Origin of the sequence: Pusillimonas sp. DMV24BSW_D (genome assembly GCF_011388195.1) — a bacterium.
In the GTDB taxonomy this organism is placed as follows: Bacteria; Pseudomonadota; Gammaproteobacteria; order Burkholderiales; family Burkholderiaceae_B; genus Neopusillimonas; species Neopusillimonas aestuarii.
The window spans coordinates 3,064,889-3,084,044 of sequence record NZ_CP049990.1 but is presented as its reverse complement, the minus strand read 5'-3'; the positions used below and the strand labels follow the sequence as shown (position 1 = coordinate 3,084,044).

Genomic DNA, 19,156 nt, shown 5'->3' with positions numbered 1-19,156 from the left:
CAGAAAATCCAATGAAACTTATCGTTTTAACCTACGGCACCGAAGGCGATACACGCCCACTCATTGCGCTAAGTTATGCCTTGCGCCAAGCCGGGCATGAGGTGCATTTGCTTGGAGATGCCCGTACCCTTGGGCTAGCGTCCACGTGCGCAATTCCTGCTTCGCCTCTGTCCGGTGACGTTCGAACACTCTTTTCAGAATGGGCGCAAAAAGGGCCACGAAGCACTTCACAAGCCCTTGTGAAACTCACGAATGAAAATAGCGCAGCATGGATGAAACAAACCTTAGACGTTGCCCAAGGTTGCGATGCAATCGTGACGTCGGGGTTAGCCGGTTTTGTGGGGCTTTCCGTTGCGGAGCGTCTTGATGTTCCTGCCATTGGAGCAGGGATGATTCCGCTGACACCATCACGGGAGTTTGCCTCGCCGTTCCTGCCGCCCTCATGGGTTCCACGCGGGCTTAATAAGGCAAGCCTTGCACTGACGAATCAGTTGTTCTGGTTCGCTTTCAAGAAAGCATTGAACCAAGCCAGGGACAACGTGCTGGCGTTGCCGTCAAGGAAAACGTTGTGGACAGACCACTCCATGCTTTACGGCATCTCGCCAACGCTGCTGCCACGCCCGAAGGACTGGCCCGCTAACGCCTATGTGTGCGGTCAGTGGATACTGCGGTCGGGTGCCGACTATACCCCGTCCGATGACCTCGCCCGTTTTCTTGCCCGAGGCGATGCACCCATTTACATGGGGTTTGGCAGTATGACAGGCATCGATATGCCGAAAATTGTGAAGTAAATGGTTGCGGCGCTAGACGGGCGGCGCGCGATATTCGCGCGGGGATGGAATGGTTTGGGCGAAGTCACGTTGCCCGATAACATTCTTTGTATCGATGAAACGCCGCACGACTGGCTTTTCCCCCGAATGGCTGCGGTGATTCATCATGGAGGGTCGGGTACAACGCATTCAGCCCTGCGGGCCGGTAAGCCGTCAATTGTTATGCCTTTTGTGGGTGACCAACATTTCTGGGCATCCCGGTTGCAGCGTCTAGGTGTTGCGTCGGCACCAATTTCGCCGGTGCGCGCGGATGTGAAATGCCTTTCCGATGCGCTTTGTTTTGTAGAAAGCAAAGCAGTTGTTGGGCGAGCGGTACAGTTAGGCCAAACCATGTCGTGTGAGGATGGGCTGGCTAATGGCGTAGCGACGCTTGAGAAGCTGCTTGTTTCCGCAAGGTAAATCAAGGTACCACTCGGTGCCTGCTGCTTTGTGACGCCAGCCGCGTTACCTGTTACCTTTATGCGAAACACTATCTTCAGCATGCTATGACGATCACCCGGTTCCCTGTTTCAAAAGACGAAATGACTTTCAGCGCCATCCGTGCACAGGGCACGGGCGGCCAGAACGTGAACAAGGTTTCAAGTGCCATTCATCTGCGTTATTCAATTCCGCACTCATCGCTGCCCGATGAGATCAAAGAGCGCCTGCTTGCCTTGCGCGATCAGCGTATTACCGACGACGGCGTGGTGGTGATTAAGGCGCAAAGCAGCCGTAGTCAGGAAAAGAACAAACTGGAAGCCATTGACCGGCTGCAGGCTTTGGTGGACAGCGTGTCGATGCCGCGTAGGATACGCAAACCGACAAGACCCACGCTGGGCTCGAAGCGCCGCAGGCTTGAGGGCAAAGCGGTAAGAGGGCAAGTGAAGCGATTGCGGGGGCGGGTGTTGTAGAGGGCAGCGCGCTGCTTTGATTTTGGGTTTACTGATGCGCGTTGGCCGCGCCTTTCGTATAGGTTGTATCGCTCATTCCAAGTCGGCCAATGAAAGGTAAGCGCAGCGCCGGGCGGTTCAGGTCGATACCGAAATGCAGACCCAGCAGGTTCAATTCCAGGCCTTCTTCCCAACCAAGGGTTACACCCAGCAGCCCCAAAAGCGATGCCTGAATTCCGGTGCCCGAGGTTGAAAGGCCAATAGGCTGATACAGGGGGCGGTAATCTTTGCCGATGGCGTTGGCAGGCAGGTCGAGCTGCAGCGCCGGCACCTGGCGCCCAATATGTGCCAGAAAAGTGTTGCTGTTGGGCCCCGGATAACTTTTGTACGTGTCGGCGTAAGGGTAGTCGGCAATCGCCGTTTCAATTTCGTCGATCATCTGGGCAACATGCGGGCCGCGGTGGTCTACCAGAAGCTGCGGGGCTGAGCCGTACCAGTACCCATCCGGCGGGCCATAGTTGCGCTGAACCACATTGGGTTTACGCCATCCAACGACGTCGTAGCGAGTGTAAGCGTTATCGTCGGCACGCTTGAAAATGAGCCAGGTGTGAACGGCGAAATTGCCACGCCAGCCCCAGGTTGAGGCAGCATAAACCTGAACAATATTGGTATTTTTCAGCGCTGCGGGATCGGGAGCCATGCCGGCCGAGTGCCGCGCTGCGGCGCGCCAGCTTCGTGCCGGACTCTTGGACTGGGCCACTGCCTCGGTTGCGGTGGCAGCCAGAAATACGCAACCGGCAAATGCGATCAGAGTTTTCCTAACGGCACGTAAAGCCATGGTTTGCCATGTGTAATGAGTTAATGAGGAAAGCATATCATCCATTATGCGTTCATAAGGCGTTGCACACTTCGTACATTGGCACCCAACTAAAAACACGTTCTTTGCAAGGTTAATGACACTCGTCTTTCCGAAGGGGTTTAGACTTTGAACTGAGAGGTGCCAACAGAAAGGCGCCAAGAAAATTCTTTCGACGTTGAATAACCGAGGAGAAATTGTGAAAGTCTATGAAGCGATTGCCCGCGGATTGTCGGATATGGGTTGTACGGAGTTGTTTGGCGTGCTCGGAGACGGGTGTGTGTACATCATCGATAGTTTTCGCCGTGACGGCAACGGGCACTATGTCGCGGCCGTTCATGAAGGGAGTGCTGTGTTGATGGCACAGGGTTGGGCCCGTGTGGCAGGGAAGGTGGGCGTGGCGGCTGTCACCCACGGCCCTGGCTTAACAAACACCATCACGCCCCTGGTTGAAGGCGTCAAGGCGGGTACGCCCATGGTGCTGCTTGCCGGTGATACCCCGGCGATTGACCGCGAACACGCCCAGAATGTAAATCAACGAGGGCTGGTTGAAGCCTCCGGGGCAGGCTTCGAGATGCTGCGCAGTCCGGAAACCGTGGCCGAAGACTTGGCGCGGGCGTTCTACCGTGCCCATGTTGAGCGTCGACCCATCGTGCTGAATATACCGGTGGAGTTCCAGTGGGTGGAAGTTGAATATCAGAAACCGTACCTGCGACTACCCGAGACGCGTAGCGTTATTGAAAGCAGCACTGACATGGATGACGCCATCGGCATCATCGCTTCGTCGCGCTTGCCGGTTGTTATCGCCGGGCGTGGGGTAGATAGCCCGGAGGCCGAGGCTGCGGTATTGCGTTTTGCGCGGCGCATTGAGGCGCCCGTGGCAACCTCATTGCGGGGGAAAGGGCTTTTCAATGATGATCCGTTCAACCTGGGCATTTCCGGAACCGTTGCTCATGAGGTGGCACTGGACGTGATTGGGCGCAGCGACTGCCTGATTGTGTTCGGCGCGAGCCTGAATAAATACACTTCGGGAGAGCGGGGCCTGACCCGCGGCAAACGGATTGTCCAGATCAATCCGCTGCCAAGTGAGCTCGGACGCTGCACGCCCGTAACCGTTGGTCTGCTCGGTGATCCCGGCTTAACGGCCGATGCCATGGTCAACTGGTTGGACGAGGCCGAGATTCCGGGCTCTGGCGCACGTAACGACGACCTGCTCGAGGAACTCAAGACTTATCACGAGAAGGCGCGAACGAAACTCGTGCATTCGACGCCGGCCGGAACCGTTGACCTTTACGAGGTGGCCTTTGCAGTGGAAGAGGCGCTGCCCAAGGACCGCGTGTTCGTTACGGGTTCCGGGCGTTTCATGTTCGCATTCTGGAACGTGATCTCGGTGCCGAATCCGCGCTCTTACGTCGACGGCAACGGCTTTTCGTCCATTGGTATTGGCGAGGCCACGGCCATGGGCGCCGCCAGAGCAGCCGGAGATCGGCCAACCCTGCTTGTTACCGGGGATGGCGGCTTCATGCTGAGCGGCCTGAGCGAACTGGCCACTGCCGTGGCCGAGCAACTGGACCTGGTCGTGATCGTGGCCAACGATGGCAGCTACGGCGCAGAGCATATTGCCATGACCATGCACAACATGGATCCAGACATCTCGCTGTTGCCGTCGCGTGACTTTGCGCGCATCGCCGAGGCTTTCGGTTGCAAGGGGTTAACCGTGACCAGCAGCGACGAATTGCAGGCGGCAATGAACGCCGTGGCCACGCGCGACCGCAAGCGCCCATTGGTGATCGACATGAAGATCGACCCCGCATCCGTTTATGGTGGGGCCGCCATTGCGCGCCCTTAGGGGAACGGCACAGGCGTAAAACCCTGTATTGGGGGATAATGCGGTTCGCTGTATTCCCCCATGGCCGTGACCTCATGCTGAATATTCTGGAAAACGACGGTGTACGCACCCTGCACTTTGGCTCTTCTGTAGTACAGGGTGCCATGCGGATTAACCAGCCCAACGATATTGAGCTTGAGTACGTTCAGCAAATGATGATGTGGCTGCTGTTTCGCGATAATGCGGCGCATATCGTTCAACTTGGCCTGGGCGCAGCCGCGCTCACCAAATTTTGTTATCAACGCTTATCCCCAGCCAAAGTGACCGCCATTGAGCTGGATCCCGACGTGATCACGGCCTGCCGCAACCACTTTGCCTTACCGCCCGACGACGGGCGCCTAAGCGTGCTGCCGCTGGATGCCATGGATTATGTGTCGGACTTTTCCCGCCGTCGTTCAATCGACGTTCTGCAAGTTGATTTGTACGATGCCCAAGCCATAAGACCTTTGCGTAGCACCGCCGCCTTCTACGCTCAATGCGCGAGTTGCCTGACGGCCACCGGTATTTTGACCATCAATTTATATTGCGACTGGCCGGAACACCTGCACCACATTCAGATGTTGCAGGAATCGTTCGAGGCTGTGGCGTGGCTGCCTGAAGTACACCAAGGCAACATCGTGGCCATTGCGTTCAAGCGGTCGCCTTCGGTAGACTTCGACGACCTTTACAAACGCGCTGAACAAATCCAAGCCAAGCTGGGCCTGCCCGCGCGCACCTGGGTTGACGGCCTGCACAAATGGATGAGTAACGACGAAGCGCCCGTTCAAGGATAAGCGCTGCACGCTGGGCGCCTGCTGTGCCATGCTTTTTGATCTGCAGGGTTCAGAAAGGTCCAGGCCACGAAGCGGCTTTTCTTCTGGCCCTGTGCCATTCCGACGGTGCGCACTTCGAGTGCACCGGCGTTTTTGATGCTGCGATAGACTTTCGGCAGGTTCGATTCCTTCGAGACCAGCGTGGAGAACCAAAGCACCTGTTTCTGGAAGATGGTGCTTTCTTCGGCCATGCGGCTGATGAACAGGGCCTCGCCGCCTTCGTACAATAGCTCGTTATCGCGACCGCCAAAATTCAGCAACGGGCGTTTGTGCCGCGCCCCGGCTTTGCCCAGGCCGCGCCATTTCCTTTCCGAATTGTCTGCCGCCTCTTCCGATGAACTGTAGAAAGGGGGATTGCACAGTGTCAGGTCAAAGTATTCATTCACGCCGACCAGGCCTTTGAAGATATGGGCCGGCGATTTCTGGAGGCGTACTTCGGCTGAGTTCCTTAGGCCGGGGTTCGCCTGGATAATTGCTTGCGCCGATTTGATGGCAACCGGATCAATATCCGAGCACGTGAAGCGCCACCCATAGTCACAATGGCCGATGACCGGGTAGATTGCGCTGGCGCCTGTGCCGATGTCTAGCACATGCACCGCCGGACCGCGGGGTATGACGCCTGCATTGTGTTCTGCCACCAGGTCGGCCAGATGATGCACATAATCGCCCCGACCCGGAATGGGCGGGCATAAATAGCCTTCCGGGATATCCCAATGAGCCAAGCCGTACCAGGCTTTGAGCAGAGCCGCGTTCAGCGCCCGCACCGCGGCGCTGTTGGCAAAATCAATGCTTTGATCGCCATGCGGGTTGACCCGCACGAACGCGGCGAGTTCCGGCATGCTTTTGATCAATGCGGTGAAATCGTAGCGGCCCTGGTGGCGATTGCGGGGATGGAACAAGGAGAGGGTGGGCATTGGGTTTGGGAAGCTACTTGGAAGCGGACGAGCTGGAGCATGGTATTGGCAATGCGCGCTACGGGCCTGTTTGGTCAGCCTCGTATAGTAATGAATCAGACGGGAAGTTGCGGAGGCTGTATGGTTAAAGTAGAACAGGTTCCACGGCAGGTGCCGCGAGTTGTCGATATTAACGTTATTCAGCTTCGACCGGTGGCACATTGCCAATCGACCCGAGTAAACGGTGATGTTTTAACCAGGATACGGATGACCTCGGAATCCGCATAATTCAGCTGAACATCGGATGCGAATAATTGTCCACCGCAGTCGGTGAAAATTTGCGAAGATGCCGCAGCAAGGGTTGTGTTGGAAGCATTGTAGGACTTCACACAGAAATGGAAATGCTGTCGCGCAAGGCGTATGGGTTCAGGAGTTTTGAGATTTACCATCTGCGCGTCTTGGCTCAGTGTGGTTGACTCCGTCTGGGGCCGCATTATCATATGAAGACCCCGTCCACACCAACCACCCAAGCCTCCATGGACCCTCTCGACCGTCAGCTACGCTATTTCCTCAAGATCGCTGAATATTCGTCCCTGTCCAAAGCGGCCGAGGAACTCGACGTTAGCCAATCGGGGTTGAGCCGTCAATTAGCTACTCTTGAAGCTATGCTGGGCCAACCACTGTTTGTCCGTACTGGACGAGGGGTTACCTTGACTGAGGCTGGTGAACGGCTACAACAAGGTACGCAAGAACACTATGCAAAGATTGATGCGGCGCTGGAATCGGCCAAGGTCGAAGAAGGTGCGTTCGAAGGAAGTTTGCGCGTCGCTAGCATCCATACGTTGAGCCACTATTTCGCCGAGCTGCTGAAGAAATTCGTCAGCCAACACCGAAGGGTGAACTTATCGGTCATGGCGCGCAGCTCCCCCGGCGTGGTCGAGCTGGTGGAAAAGGGAAGGGCAGATATCGGCTTTGTGTATGACTCCGCGGTGGCATCGGAAGCGCTTAAATCGGTCCCGCTATTTGACGATAAGATGTGCCTTGTCGTGCAGAAAGGACGTTACCCCACCGACGTGGAAGTCAATTTGCATGATGCCGATTTAACGCTGGTGGCTTTCCCTGAAGATTTTGCTTTACGGCGCATGCTGAAAAGCGCCAATCTGGACGGGCTGGTTGGGGCTGAGGCAAATACCATTGATGCTATGTTGCAATTGGTGTCTCTGGGTATCGGCGGCTGCATATTGCCAGAACATACTCCGTCACGACTGCTGGATGATTACCACTTAGTCAAGCTGACGATATCTGAGCCCTTATTGCAACGTCGAGTGGTGGCTATCGTACGCAGTACCGGCAATGTCCCTGTTCTGGCCCAGCAGTTATTAGCGATGACCACAGGTTTTCCCTAATGTCACAGAAGCCGGGCCACTCATAGAGACAGGCCGATATCGCATATCTGTTATGACTGCCGCTTCATGGTTCTTTGTAGCGTGTATTCCTAGAATTGATCCACATCAAGTTTGGCCTTGTATCGGCCGACATGGCGAAATCTAGAATAGGAATACTTCATGAACGCACCACTACGAGCAAAAGAGTATTTTGACGAACGCGCAACGTCTGAAATGCGACAGCATTTCCAGCCCGTTAAGCGCTCTTTGCAGGAAAGCTTGGCTTATACCTGTCAGATCCTGGCTGCCACAGGTCAGGAGGCCGGGTTGGCAGGACAGATCAGTGCACGATCCGAGCGCCCAGGAGCGTATTGGACGCTCCGCTTCGGTTTAGGCTTTGACGAAGCGACAGCTGACGATTTCATCGAGGTTGGCCCTGATCTGGAAACACTGACTGGGCAAGGGATGGCTAACCCTGCCACTCGCTTCCATTTGTGGGTGTACAAAGAACGCTCAGACATTAACGCGATCGTCCATGCGCATTCGCCGTGGGTGTCCGCCCTGGCCGCGGCGCGGCAACCGCTGATCATTTCCCAAATGGACATGACCCCTTTTCATGATGATTGCGCGTTTCTGGCGGACTGGCCAGGTGTGCCTATTGCGGACCAGGAAGGGGTACTGATTTCGGAAGCGCTGGGCAGAAAACGATCCATTATTCTTGCTCATCATGGCTACCTCACCTCGGGCAATACAGTCGAAGAGGCCACGTACTTGTCTGTCTACCTTGAGCGTGCCGCGCGCATGCAGACACGCGCCCGCGTTTATGGGCCACTGACTCCCGTTGCCGACGAATTGGCCAAAGAAGCCCACGACTATTTGCTTAAGCCGTCGATTGTGAAGGGCACCTTTGATTATTGGTGCAGGCAAGTTGATAAAGACAGGCCAATCACTAGCGCTGCCAGCCTGTAGCTTCCAACCGTTCCAAGCTATGCCCACTGAACCGACTAATGTGTCAATGCCCGGCATAGACAAAATAAAACATATTCAATTTGCATCCAGGAGGAGACAATGACTTCTACGCAACCAAAACCGTCTGCAGGAAAGCGTGGCGCGCGCTCGCGTCGACAGTACGTGACCGCCGGCATCGCCAGTATGATGGGCACTACTATCGAATGGTATGATTTTTTCCTTTACGGGACCGCCGCAGCGCTCATTTTCAACAAAATTTTCTTCCCAGACATTGACCCGTTAATGGGTACGTTGGCAGCCTTTGCCACATATTCAGTTGGTTTTTTTGCTCGCCCGCTGGGCGGTATTGTTTTTGGCCACTTTGGCGACAAGGTGGGCCGAAAGTCGATGCTGTTGATTACGCTCGTGCTCATGGGAGTGCCGACGATATTGATCGGTCTGATTCCCTCGTATGAAAGCATCGGCTATTGGGCCGCTGTACTTCTTGTCCTCATGCGCTTTCTTCAGGGAGTCGCAGTAGGCGGAGAGTGGGGCGGCGCTGTGCTAATGGCCGTTGAGCATGCACCTGACGGCAAGAAGGGTTTCTTTGGCAGTCTGCCGCAAATGGGTGTTGCGCCCGGGCTTATCCTTTCATCGCTGGCAATGGGTGCAGTAGCCAGCTTGCCCGAAGAAGATATGTTGTCATGGGGCTGGAGGATTCCGTTTCTGGCCAGTGTTGTGCTGCTGCTTGTTGGCTGGTTTATCCGCGTCAAGGTTGCCGAATCGCCCGACTTCGAGGCCATGGAGCAAGCCGGAAAGAAGGCAGACGTGCCCATTATGGTGGTGTTAAAAAAACACCCGAAAGATGTCTTGCGCGTGGTCGGTGCGCGCCTGGCCGAAGTGACTTGGTTTTATACTGTGGTGACGTTCGCCCTTGCTTATGCGACCGGTACGCTAGGGGTCGAAAAAACGATCGTGCTGGACGCCATTACTTGGGGCGCTCTCCTGTCGTTCTTTACGATGCCTTTGTTTGGCATGTTGGGCGATCGCATTGGCCATAAATGGGTGTTTATGTTGGGTGCTATTGGCATCGGGCTATTCAGTACCTACTTTTTTGAACTGCTGGGCACACGTCAAGAAATATGGGTCACAGTGGCTATGGTGGCAGCGATTGGTGCCGTGTATGCCAGTCTTTATGGCCCTGAAGCCATCTTGTTTTCCAATCAGTTTCCGTCTGAAGTTCGCTACAGCGGTATTTCGCTAGCTGTCCAAGTGTCCGGTGCGATTGGTGGTGGTCTGGCGCCTATCGTGGCAACGTGGCTGTTGGCCGCAGGCGACGGAAGTCCGCAGTATATCGTCTGGTACCTGACCGGTCTAGGACTGGTAGCGTTCTTGAGCGCATGGCGCATGCGATCCAACCCACCGGTGGCTCACATCGTGCCTGAACTAACGGGGCAGCATGTATGAATACCATTGACTACTATTTTTGGATCAACTCGGATTGGGCTTACTTGGGAGCCGACCGCCTGGAAGGCATTGCCGCTCGCTACGATGTCAAGATCAACTACAAGCCGGTTGACCTGCTGGACGTGTATTCACGAACAGGCGGCATTCCGCTAAATTTACGTTCGCGCGAGCGACAAGCCTATCGCGAAGCGGAGTTAAAGCGATGGATGCGCCAATTGGCGATACCCATCAATATCACTCCCCGCCATATGTGCCCCAATGGCGATCTCGCCTCGCGTTTTACGATCGCGTGCGATCAACTGGGCTTGAACGTGGCGGCCCTGTACAAGTTGATTCTTGAAGCAGAATGGTGTCATGAGCAGGACATATCCGATCCGGGCGTGCTATTGGCTGTGGCCGCAAAGCTGCATTTGCCAAGTGAACGCATTATGCAGCTTGCAATGACGGACGATGTGGGCGCCGTATACAGAAAATACACTGACGAAGCGGTTGGTGAAGGCGTATTCGGCTCACCTTGGTATGCGTTCCGCGGTGAAGGGTTTTGGGGCCAGGATAGACTAGACTTTCTGGAAGAGGCAGTTGCCGAGGCGTTGGCGGTGAGGCTCAATGGCTTTTGATCAAAAAAGGGGACATGAGGTATTCATTAAACTTGTTTTTTGCGAAGAGCAGGCTTAATGGGGGTAATACCCAGTGTCCCCAATTGATTCTATCCTAGGATTGCCCAGTTTGTATTTTGCATAAGGGGCGATGCGTATCAAGGCGATTTACCGTCGTACAGTCAAATATAGATACGGTTGTGCCCTAGTCGACCGGAGATTTTGAGTTACTTGGGCTATTTGCGCCTAGGATAATTAGACTAACTAATCACCCCCAAAAACTCACCGACCACCCGATAACGGTGTTCGTCGTCTTTGCTGCTGAGTTCAATTGCAGTTAGTGCAGGATTCGTAGACCTTGGTTTCAATAAAACCTGAAAATTCTCGGCACCGTCTTCAGTATAGGTCTTGAAGCTTTGATACTCCTTAACGGTGTAACGTGAGCCGGCGTCGCCGTCTTGTATGTCAGCGCACTCGACCAGAACGATTTTCCCGTTTCGGCTACCGCCAGGATTCAAGCGAAACAGGCAGATAGCGCCGTCAGGAATAATCTTGTTCATGGATTCGCCCGCGACATGGCAGGCAAAAATATTTTTCCCCACGGGCATGCCCTCGGGTACGGATACCCAGTTTTCATGCTCCACCTGTTGAAACTCGCTGAAGTTACCGGCAGCGGCATGCAGGTCATACAGCGGAACTGCATTAACGTAAGGCTCCAGCGGCGCCGCCGGTTCTGGAAACGCAATGACATTGGATTTATAGCTTTCCACATGCCGCTTCAGGTAGCGACGCAGCCCGTCGTCGCATGCGTAGATGAACGTGCCGCGTATGCCTCGCAGCATAATAGTCTGGTAAATATTCAGTATGTATTGCTTGAGTTCGTGTGGGTCCTTAATTGCCTGCTTCCCATTGCGGTCATGGTAATTATTTTTGTCGATAACAATTTCATCGCGCTGTTCGTCATATTTGATTTCATGACCAAAAATGACCCCGGTGTAATTCAGGTCGTAGCCTTGGGTGGTATGGATGCAGCCCACTTCGTTCTCGGCACCTTGGCAGTTGATCCAATCAATATTCGTTCTGTTCCAGCGCAATCGCACGTCGCCGATTTCAATGTCGTGCAAATCCGGGGTGTTTTTTGAGACCCAGCGCCAAGAGTAGCCTGCGACCAAACGTGCCAGGTCATAGTTGTTGTTTCTGCGCTCAATCTCTTTAACCATGTCCGACAGCTCGTCGAAGACCAGAAATTCGTATTTGCTTGAACTGAATTTTTTGCCTGCTGGAAGTCGGAGATTCAAAAGGTCGTCAACAAAATGTGCATAATGAAGTCCTGCCCGAACCCGGAATTGTGAAACGAGTGTCATGACCTTGCTGGTTGGTGATGACTTGATATGGTCGAAGTCGGATTCGTTGGCATCGGATGGTTTGATGCTTTGGTTCGGATCGTAGAAGAAAACCGCCTTGGCTGATTGCTGCGTGACCCAGTGCACTTCGCTGCACGTGTTCTTGTCTAAACCAAGACCCGCACAGGCCCTGTCGAACGCGCCGTAATATGCCCCCAGGTTAACGCGCTTGCGCAAACGGTGAGACTCATCCACCAAGACGATGTCGTAGTGTTGTTGCGTCAGTTCCGAAGGGCTGATGACCATGTCGGGGTGCAGGCCAGCAACATGGCGAAAAGCCTTTTTCAGCGTGCTTCGAAATGAGTTCATGGGAACTACTAAGGCCATACGTGGACGTGGAAATATCTGCTTGAGCTGCAGTAGAAGCGTTCGCAGCTCTTTTTCTTCTTCGGAAAACTCACGCAGGTCCAATTCTTCAAGATCGGAGTGAATGAGCTTGAAAAGGAAGATAGCCAGTACCGACTTCCCGGTTCCGGCGCCGCCTTGGACCACGACATTTTTCAAGTTAGAGTCAACCAGCGATCGCATTATCTCGATCAGGCCTTGCTGTTGATCTGCCGACAGCGACTTGTACGGCGAGTACTTGAAGACATCCGAATTGTCGATGGCTTCAATCGACCTTTCCACAACTCCGTATCTGCGCAGCCTGTCCCAAGTCTCACGGAAGATCTTGTAATAAAGCTCGTCTCTTTGGTAGTAATTGTGGTCACTCAACCCCAGGTTGCCGTTCAGTAAATTGAAACTCCCGTCAGCCGACATGTACTTTATAAGGGACGACTCAATATCGAGTGTTGCTGACTTATTGAAGCGCTCACTGCTAACCAGGTGCACCGTCGTTAAAGATTGTTTTTTAGGGTGCTTAAGATGCGTTCCCAGTCGAGTGATGGTGTCGGTGGTTTCCCCGATGTAGGCGCGACGCGTTTTTCTATCGCTAAGGATATAAACCAGCGGCCAGTTATTGGCTGCGTACGCATCGGACTCGATTTCCGCCAAAGTTTCTGTTGAAAACCGATAACGGTTTACTTCGACAAGATGGGTATGGCTCATAGCTCGTTGTATTTTTTCGCAGTTCCCTTTGCCTTGTTTACTGGATATTTTGCTTCATTCTTGTCAATTTTTTCCAGAATGATTTTCTCTAAGTCGAAGTTGTAAGCATCTGACAGCAGCAGTGCATAGGCAAAGACATCGGCGAGCTCTTCCTTAACTTTCTCCGGGTCGGCGTCTTCCGGCGACTTCCACAGAAACGCCTCCAACAATTCGCCGGCCTCGATACTAAGCGCCATGGCCAGATCTTTAGAGTTGTGGAATTGCTGCCAGTTTCGTTCGTCGCGGAACCGGCGCAGTCGCTGAATGACTTGATCCATTTGCTGCTTTCCCAGGTTAGGTTGATGGAATAGATGATAACTTGACTGGTAGCGGTTTGTGTTTGACTTCGTCAGTGCGGTTGGCCGAATGTGTGCGCCGCTTCTGGCTACGAGAATAGTTCGGAATGGGTGCCACTTCGTACAAACACCACTAGGCCGTGTTTGCCTGTGTCATCAAGTCGGTATATCAGCAGAAAGTCGCCACCCACATGGCACTTTCGATAGCCAGCCCAATCTCCGTTAGCGCGTGGCAGGGTGGTTCGCTTACTTGCGGCTGACTTTTTCGAGGTCATCAATCAGGGCTTCTGAGTTATTGAAGCGGGTGCGACGGTTCTTGATGATTTCTTCAGCCTCGGCCATCGCCTTACGGCTGCGGGTATTTGGGGCCTTAACTGCGAATGGCAGCTCCTTGTCGGCGACTACGCGGGTCAGGAAGACGCGCACAGCATCAGAAACGGTCAAACCCATTGATGCCAGGGTTTCCGTGGCCTCTGCCTTGATTTTTTCGTCTACACGAACGTGCACCATAGTGGTGTTTGCCATAAGGAATCTCCCGTTGAGTCTGATTGAGATACAATGTATCGCAAATCGGTTGATTTCGCAAGATCAACTGGGTGGGTTCAGTCTGCAATAATCAACGCTCAGTCTGGAGTGAACAGTGTCCTGGTCTCTAGCGGTGAGCCTTCCAGAGGTGTAGCAGTGCTGCCAACACTAGCCGTAAAACCTGGAGGTAAGTGCTTATATGTAGCTGACTCAGTGTCGCACCCACGAATGGCTGCATCTAGGCCGCGCACAGGAAGCTGAACGCACTGAGCAGTGAAAATCTTTCCGCCTTCGACCGAGTACCCAAAACGTTTGAACGCCTTGTAGTATGGGCTGACGACCAACGAACCACCAAAGTATCCTGTGTTGCAAACTACCACATTGCAGAAGACCGTCCTTGATAAAGAAACGGCCAACGACTCAAAGAGCTTTACGTCACGATTGTAGGCTATTACAAATAAGTGGTGAACCCGGCCACGATATAGAAGAGCACGCTCAATGTCCATGAAATCGTAGCAAATGCTGACTCCGATCCGCCCATAAGGGCCTGCATCGAAAACATAGACATTAGAATCGGAGTGGAATGCCCATGGTGGTGCGTATTTTTTAAAACCAGACGCCTCCGCTGGCGCAGGGTCTCGTTTGCCAAACCAAACCCTAGCGGCATAACGTGAAGATGTCCGCTTCCAAAAATTTTTTGGGACGAGAACGAGTCCTTGATTCTTCACAGATTTCGTTCGATTACTCAAACGGTAGTCAACACCAACGATTGCCAGCACGTTCATGGAACAGGCAAGCCGCTCAAAATCATCTAGCCGGGTTCTTGGGAGCGCTAGCTCAGGGAGAAGAATAATGCGGGGTTGGTCGTCGTTATCTGCCAATGCCCTCATGGCTCTGCGAATTTCGTGCCACGCACGACTATCCTCAGGTGCCGAGATTTTTGGCTCATCACTGCCTACATTCCAAGCAGCCTCAAAATCCAAGGTAGTCTGAATTACACCAAGAGTAAGCGTTTCAACCAATGCTGGAGTCTCAAAAGTCATGTTGGCTACATTTCAAAGTATTGCTTCCAATCAGCGTCTGTTAGAAGCATGAGATTAACCGGCGTGACTTGCCGAAATTCCTGATTGAATGTCGATATTTGATTTGCCTCCAGCTCATTTTGTGCAATCGAAATGATTCGCGCCAAATCTGCTGTGTCAATGAGGCTTACCGGATCATGCTGAGTGTCATCATCGAAGCTTGGATTCCATGTTTGATGGAGGCCAGCGAATACGTTTTCGGTCGCTCGAGGTTGGAGGCATGCCTCAAGAATTCCAAGAGTTGCCGATGAATAGGTGATCTCGTCTCGCAAAAGCTGAGGGAGGTGTCTGAGCATGTCTTCATGTCCCAGCCCGTTCCACTGCACCGGCAGCAAGAATGAACGTGAAAGCAAGGCAAATAAGCAAAGGCCAAGACCGCGAATTGAGTTCTGTGCTGTACCTATTTCGCTCACAACAAGCGGAGCATAGCGTCTGTCATAGATCCGGAGTCGTTGGGGAACTAACCGTAGAACGCCACTTCCAGACCCTCGTAACTTCTGCTTCCATTCTTGCCACGAGACCGCCACAGCATCGACAAGATGACTCGGCAACGCAAAGTTTAATGGATGGGCACAACGGGATCGGGTATCAATGCCTCTGCGCGATGCACGTTGAAGATAATCACGATCCAACGTCTCAGTGGTAGACGACAGCAGTACTGCTGCTTGTCTCACGATTTCTAAGCAGGTCCATTCACCAAGCCGCCACTCCGTTGTGCTTCCGGGACCACTGTTGCTCCAGACCTTTGTTGCCCAAACGGGCAACGGGAGTACTTTCTCTGTTGCGGATCCATCAAGTAATTGTCGAACCTTAGATCCCACTGGGGAAAGAGTCGCTATATTCTGAATACGGGGGCGATCGAGGCGTTGCATCAATGCATCAAACCACCACCCTTCTTGATCCGCTTTAATTGACCTAGTGGCTGATGCGATCCGTTCTAATGGTGCAACTGGAGCATCCGCAGGAAAAAAAGTCCACAGATCGTCAGACTCAGGGAGTTTATCGATAAGAGTTCCCAAGTGAATGATCAAATCAGACGCTCGGCGAACTGGCTTGCGAAGGTCGAATTTACATCCCCACCATGCAAGCGCAACGCGCAGGTCTGGCGGCACTTCATTGCTAGTTAACAGCAAGCGGCCATTATCGATGAATGCTTGACTAAGGGGCTCTTGCAAGAGCTTCGAGGAGGCTGGCGACTGCTCCAACAACACAGTGGCACAGTACACACCAACGAAAAGCTGATTTAGACTTTTTTGTACAAACCATCTGTCTGCTTCAGGCAGTCCTCGATTGGTAAACTTTGCAATATCCTCCAAAGATCTCAGTGCTGCTGCTCTGCGCCATCCCGCTGCATTAGTGTCGACCAATAGTTTTGCTGCTCGCACAGTTTCTGCAGCAAGCACTGCGTATGAATTGCCACGTATGTAACTCGCCGCCAACCTATTCACGGGGTCGCGAGCATAACGATCGATGTCGTCAAAGAGAAGCTCCAGCCCCGTAGCTCCGAGGCGGCGCGCGATGGTCAGCGCATGAGTCCACAGCCGGACGCGATCAGATCTCTCGTACAGAACTCTTCTCACCAAACCAAATACTCGGTCGGCAATATTGGCCAGTCGAGCGTGAATCTTCGCGTCATTGAGACCTGTAAGACTTGCTATTGGGTCGAACGATGAACCCTCACCATTGTGATTGGTTGCTTGCACTACAGTCGTTCGGCCTTTCCCTTGCCGGCTATATCGGAGGTCGAGTGTTTCCGGTGCGGCGAATCTTGCTTCGGCAACGCGGGCAAGGCGAGTCGCTGCAAACGCCAGGCGGGTTCGAGCGGGCATCTCCGCTTCAGGAACATCTACAAGTAATAGATGCTCCAACTGCTGAGACAGAATAGAGAGTTCATTATCTTCCAGCGTAGTAAAGTCTGTTCTGCCGATTGCCGAAACCAAAGCAATCGTCTTCGTCATTAATGGAGTTGGAAACTCAGGATCAAGGCGACACTCACCCAGGGCACGGCTCCATAGGGCCGACCCGACTAAGCGCTTGTCGGGGTCTTTCTCTCCCAACAAATCTCCTAGAGCTTTCGGTTCTGTCTTCGCTGGATTAATTCTTGCACCGGAGCCGAGACGATCGATTACTTCAATATAGTGATCGATCCACCACACTAGATCCTCAAACGTCTTAGCCAATATCACATGATCATCGACATAACGGAAGTGTGCGACACGTCCGCGAGGGAGCGTTTTCTGAACCTCTTGATCAACTGGTAGTAGCGCCGCATTCGCAAGAAACCCTGACACCATGAGCCCAGTGGGAATTCTGCGGAATGTCTTTCGAGAGCCGTCAAGCTCAATGTGCTTCAATTCGACATCCGTCCATCCATCAAGATCCAATGGAAGCTGTGTCAACGTCTTTAGCAGTGGTTGGACTTCCAGACGCAGTTCGGCGGGAACAGCTTGGGAGATTGCGTCAACACATGCGGTAAGTGGGATGGAAGGATAGAACCTCTCAAGATCTATAGATGCCCAATAGATATCATCCTTGCAGGGATCAGTTGGCAAGCGGGTCCAATCCGTAGCAAAAATATATGGGCATCGATCTGCCAGGTGCATGCGCTGCTGAAGCTCAAGCTCTTCGCGCTCATCATCATCGAGGCTACCCTTCTTGGAATGACCGTGCGCTGCTGCGGAGACTGCCAAGGCAACATGACGCCTAAATAGCGGCCAAGCCTGCTGAAATGGCCGATAGATGCGGCCGGACGAGTGCCTGTACGGTCCGATTTTCCGTATCTTGTTACCTTGAAAATCTTCTTCAATCCATGCCGACCGGAAGAGCCTGTTGCCATAGCTCCAGACGGGCATTTTTGCGTCTACATAGCGTCCTAGAACATTTACAACAGCAGTCCACGCTACTTGATCTCTGACAGTAAAATGAAAGTACTGTCGAACCCTAGAGTTCCCATCTTCATCAGGATTTTTTGGAAAGGCCATCGGCCGAATTGGTGACATCCGAAACTTTCCAGAGTGCAGGTCCTCACTAAGACTTCGAAGCTCGGGGCCCAAATGGACCTCAAAATGTGCTAAGTCTGCCTCGTCGATCCAGATATCGCCGGGAACAGACGCTCGTTTCACCTTTTCCCATGCCCAGCGCATATTCAATTGGTCACATACCTGACTTAGGAAACTAAGCATTCTTTCCCCTCGCAATTACATCACTAGCATCCATGCCCTTAGGAGGAACTACAAATCGAATGCTCTTGCTTCTAGCGCGAAACTCATCAGTAAGGCGCTTCATGAATTTTTCGCCCGCATCATCACCGTCAGGCACACCCACTAGATCAAACGGGAGCAGCTCCTCAACCCACTCAGATCGAAACGATGTAGAGCCTAATACTGCCACAGCAGCTAGCCCAACCCCCTCCATGGCAATTGCATCTGGAACGCCTTCACAAATGTGGAGACGACTCCCCGGCTGCAACCCGCGAATCCGTTGACTATTGAACATCGGCTTGGGGATACCACTTGGGCCAAAAAACTTCTTATTCCCGTGAAAGCAGCGGACCTGTAGGTACTGTATGGCAGCATCAAGCTTGAAAGGAAAGATTAAAGCGTAGCCTGACCAGCTTAATGCCCGTCGACTCCCAGATAATCCTGATCGACTGATTCGCTCTGTCCCCCAATGCCTTTCTAGTTCTCGATATGCTCTAACCGGATCCACTAGCTCCACAACGCCGAACCTAAGCGCCAGATCTGGTGCAATGCCGTGAACCTGGAGGTAGGTTGTTCCTGAAATTGCTGTCACCGGTCCACAATGCGCCACCAACCAAGCGTATAACTCAGGGTCGGGGCTGCCCGAGGGCTCTGCTGGAGGACGATGAACGGACTTAGGACTTGTCACCCGTGGCACCACCCGAAGTTGGCGGTCGAGCGAAACGTCACCACCGACAATGCCAAAGTGACGGCAGAGCCAATTGCAGGCATCCGTAAACCCAAGACCATAAATGTTCTGGACTAGCCCGATTGAGTCTCCATACTCTCCACACCCAAAGCACCTCCACGTATTTCTTGCTTTGCTAACTGTGAAGCTTGGACTAGCTGAATCGTGACCGCGGAAGCACATCGCCTTGTTTCCACGTAGGGTGATACCGACGGCCGACGCAACATCCTCCACCGGCAATTCGCGCAAGCGTGCAAGGGCCTGTTCATTCAGTCTTTTTGATTTCGCTGTCA

General features: G+C 53.2%; 16 protein-coding genes and 1 pseudogene. 8 read left to right on the top strand and 9 right to left on the bottom strand.

The features are described 5' to 3' along the window. Window positions 1-11 precede the first annotated feature (11 nt). Together G9Q38_RS14755 and arfB are read left to right on the top strand one after the other, a co-directional pair. Window positions 12-1,229 (top strand): annotated as a pseudogene (locus G9Q38_RS14755) (glycosyltransferase). A gap of 86 nt (window positions 1,230-1,315) precedes the next feature. Next, window positions 1,316-1,720: an alternative ribosome rescue aminoacyl-tRNA hydrolase ArfB gene (arfB, locus tag G9Q38_RS14750; protein WP_166132185.1), complete on the top strand. Its 405-nt coding sequence runs from the start codon at window positions 1,316-1,318 to the stop codon at window positions 1,718-1,720. A 28-nt stretch (window positions 1,721-1,748) separates the two neighbouring features. Here the strand turns inward: arfB and G9Q38_RS14745 are convergent, their stop codons facing one another. Continuing rightward, the gene (locus G9Q38_RS14745; protein WP_205962312.1) at window positions 1,749-2,582 is read right to left on the bottom strand and encodes a DUF3750 domain-containing protein; all 834 of its coding nucleotides are present in this window, start codon (window positions 2,580-2,582) and stop codon (window positions 1,749-1,751) included. A 172-nt stretch (window positions 2,583-2,754) separates the two neighbouring features. Here G9Q38_RS14745 and G9Q38_RS14740 point away from each other — a divergent pair, with 172 nt between their 5' ends. Both G9Q38_RS14740 and G9Q38_RS14735 read left to right on the top strand, forming a co-directional pair. Beyond that, on the top strand, window positions 2,755-4,404 hold the full coding sequence (locus G9Q38_RS14740) for a thiamine pyrophosphate-binding protein (RefSeq protein ID WP_166132184.1): 1,650 nt from the start codon (window positions 2,755-2,757) through the stop codon (window positions 4,402-4,404). Between the two features lie 38 nt (window positions 4,405-4,442). Next, entirely contained in the window at window positions 4,443-5,216 is a 774-nt protein-coding gene (locus G9Q38_RS14735) for a spermine/spermidine synthase domain-containing protein (RefSeq protein ID WP_228276153.1), read from the top strand. Here the strand turns inward: G9Q38_RS14735 and rlmF are convergent. Continuing rightward, window positions 5,207-6,169, bottom strand: coding sequence for a 23S rRNA (adenine(1618)-N(6))-methyltransferase RlmF (gene rlmF, locus G9Q38_RS14730; protein ID WP_166132183.1), 963 nt, complete (start codon window positions 6,167-6,169; stop codon window positions 5,207-5,209). The genes G9Q38_RS14735 and rlmF overlap by 10 nt on opposite strands. Window positions 6,170-6,648: 479 nt before the next feature. Between rlmF and G9Q38_RS14725 the strand changes: the two genes are divergently transcribed. The 4 genes from G9Q38_RS14725 to G9Q38_RS14710 all read left to right on the top strand — a co-directional run bounded on the left by G9Q38_RS14725 (window position 6,649) and on the right by G9Q38_RS14710 (window position 10,565). After that, the gene (locus G9Q38_RS14725) at window positions 6,649-7,554 is read left to right on the top strand and encodes a LysR family transcriptional regulator (protein ID WP_228276152.1); all 906 of its coding nucleotides are present in this window, start codon (window positions 6,649-6,651) and stop codon (window positions 7,552-7,554) included. Window positions 7,555-7,713: 159 nt separating this feature from the next. Further along, window positions 7,714-8,502, top strand: coding sequence for an aldolase (locus G9Q38_RS14720; protein ID WP_166132182.1), 789 nt, complete (start codon window positions 7,714-7,716; stop codon window positions 8,500-8,502). A gap of 99 nt (window positions 8,503-8,601) precedes the next feature. Next, a complete protein-coding gene (locus G9Q38_RS14715) occupies window positions 8,602-9,948 on the top strand; it encodes an MFS transporter (RefSeq protein ID WP_166132181.1) in 1,347 nt (448 codons plus the stop codon). Then, on the top strand, window positions 9,945-10,565 hold the full coding sequence (locus G9Q38_RS14710) for a 2-hydroxychromene-2-carboxylate isomerase (protein WP_166132180.1): 621 nt from the start codon (window positions 9,945-9,947) through the stop codon (window positions 10,563-10,565). Before G9Q38_RS14715 ends, G9Q38_RS14710 begins: the two co-directional genes overlap by 4 nt. Window positions 10,566-10,804: 239 nt before the next feature. Here the strand turns inward: G9Q38_RS14710 and G9Q38_RS14705 are convergent, their stop codons facing one another. From G9Q38_RS14705 to G9Q38_RS15405, 7 genes are all read right to left on the bottom strand, one after another. After that, window positions 10,805-12,994, bottom strand: a complete 2,190-nt coding sequence (locus G9Q38_RS14705; RefSeq protein WP_166132179.1) for a DNA/RNA helicase domain-containing protein — start codon at window positions 12,992-12,994, stop codon at window positions 10,805-10,807. After that, window positions 12,991-13,311 (bottom strand): nucleotide pyrophosphohydrolase, encoded by a 321-nt coding sequence (locus G9Q38_RS14700; protein ID WP_166132178.1) that lies wholly within the window; start codon window positions 13,309-13,311, stop codon window positions 12,991-12,993. Before G9Q38_RS14700 ends, G9Q38_RS14705 begins: the two co-directional genes overlap by 4 nt. Window positions 13,312-13,418: 107 nt before the next feature. Further along, on the bottom strand, window positions 13,419-13,604 hold the full coding sequence (locus G9Q38_RS14695; protein ID WP_166132177.1) for a type II toxin-antitoxin system mRNA interferase toxin, RelE/StbE family: 186 nt from the start codon (window positions 13,602-13,604) through the stop codon (window positions 13,419-13,421). Further along, window positions 13,576-13,854, bottom strand: a complete 279-nt coding sequence (locus G9Q38_RS14690; RefSeq protein WP_205962311.1) for a type II toxin-antitoxin system RelB/DinJ family antitoxin — start codon at window positions 13,852-13,854, stop codon at window positions 13,576-13,578. The genes G9Q38_RS14695 and G9Q38_RS14690 overlap by 29 nt, the downstream gene beginning before the upstream one ends. A 98-nt stretch (window positions 13,855-13,952) precedes the next feature. Further along, entirely contained in the window at window positions 13,953-14,897 is a 945-nt protein-coding gene (locus G9Q38_RS14685; protein WP_228276151.1) for a carbon-nitrogen hydrolase family protein, read from the bottom strand. A gap of 5 nt (window positions 14,898-14,902) precedes the next feature. After that, entirely contained in the window at window positions 14,903-18,118 is a 3,216-nt protein-coding gene (locus tag G9Q38_RS14680) for an RNA-directed DNA polymerase (RefSeq protein WP_166132176.1), read from the bottom strand. Beyond that, on the bottom strand, window positions 18,111-19,046 hold the full coding sequence (locus G9Q38_RS15405; protein ID WP_370523897.1) for a CHC2 zinc finger domain-containing protein: 936 nt from the start codon (window positions 19,044-19,046) through the stop codon (window positions 18,111-18,113). Before G9Q38_RS15405 ends, G9Q38_RS14680 begins: the two co-directional genes overlap by 8 nt. Window positions 19,047-19,156 lie beyond the last annotated feature (110 nt).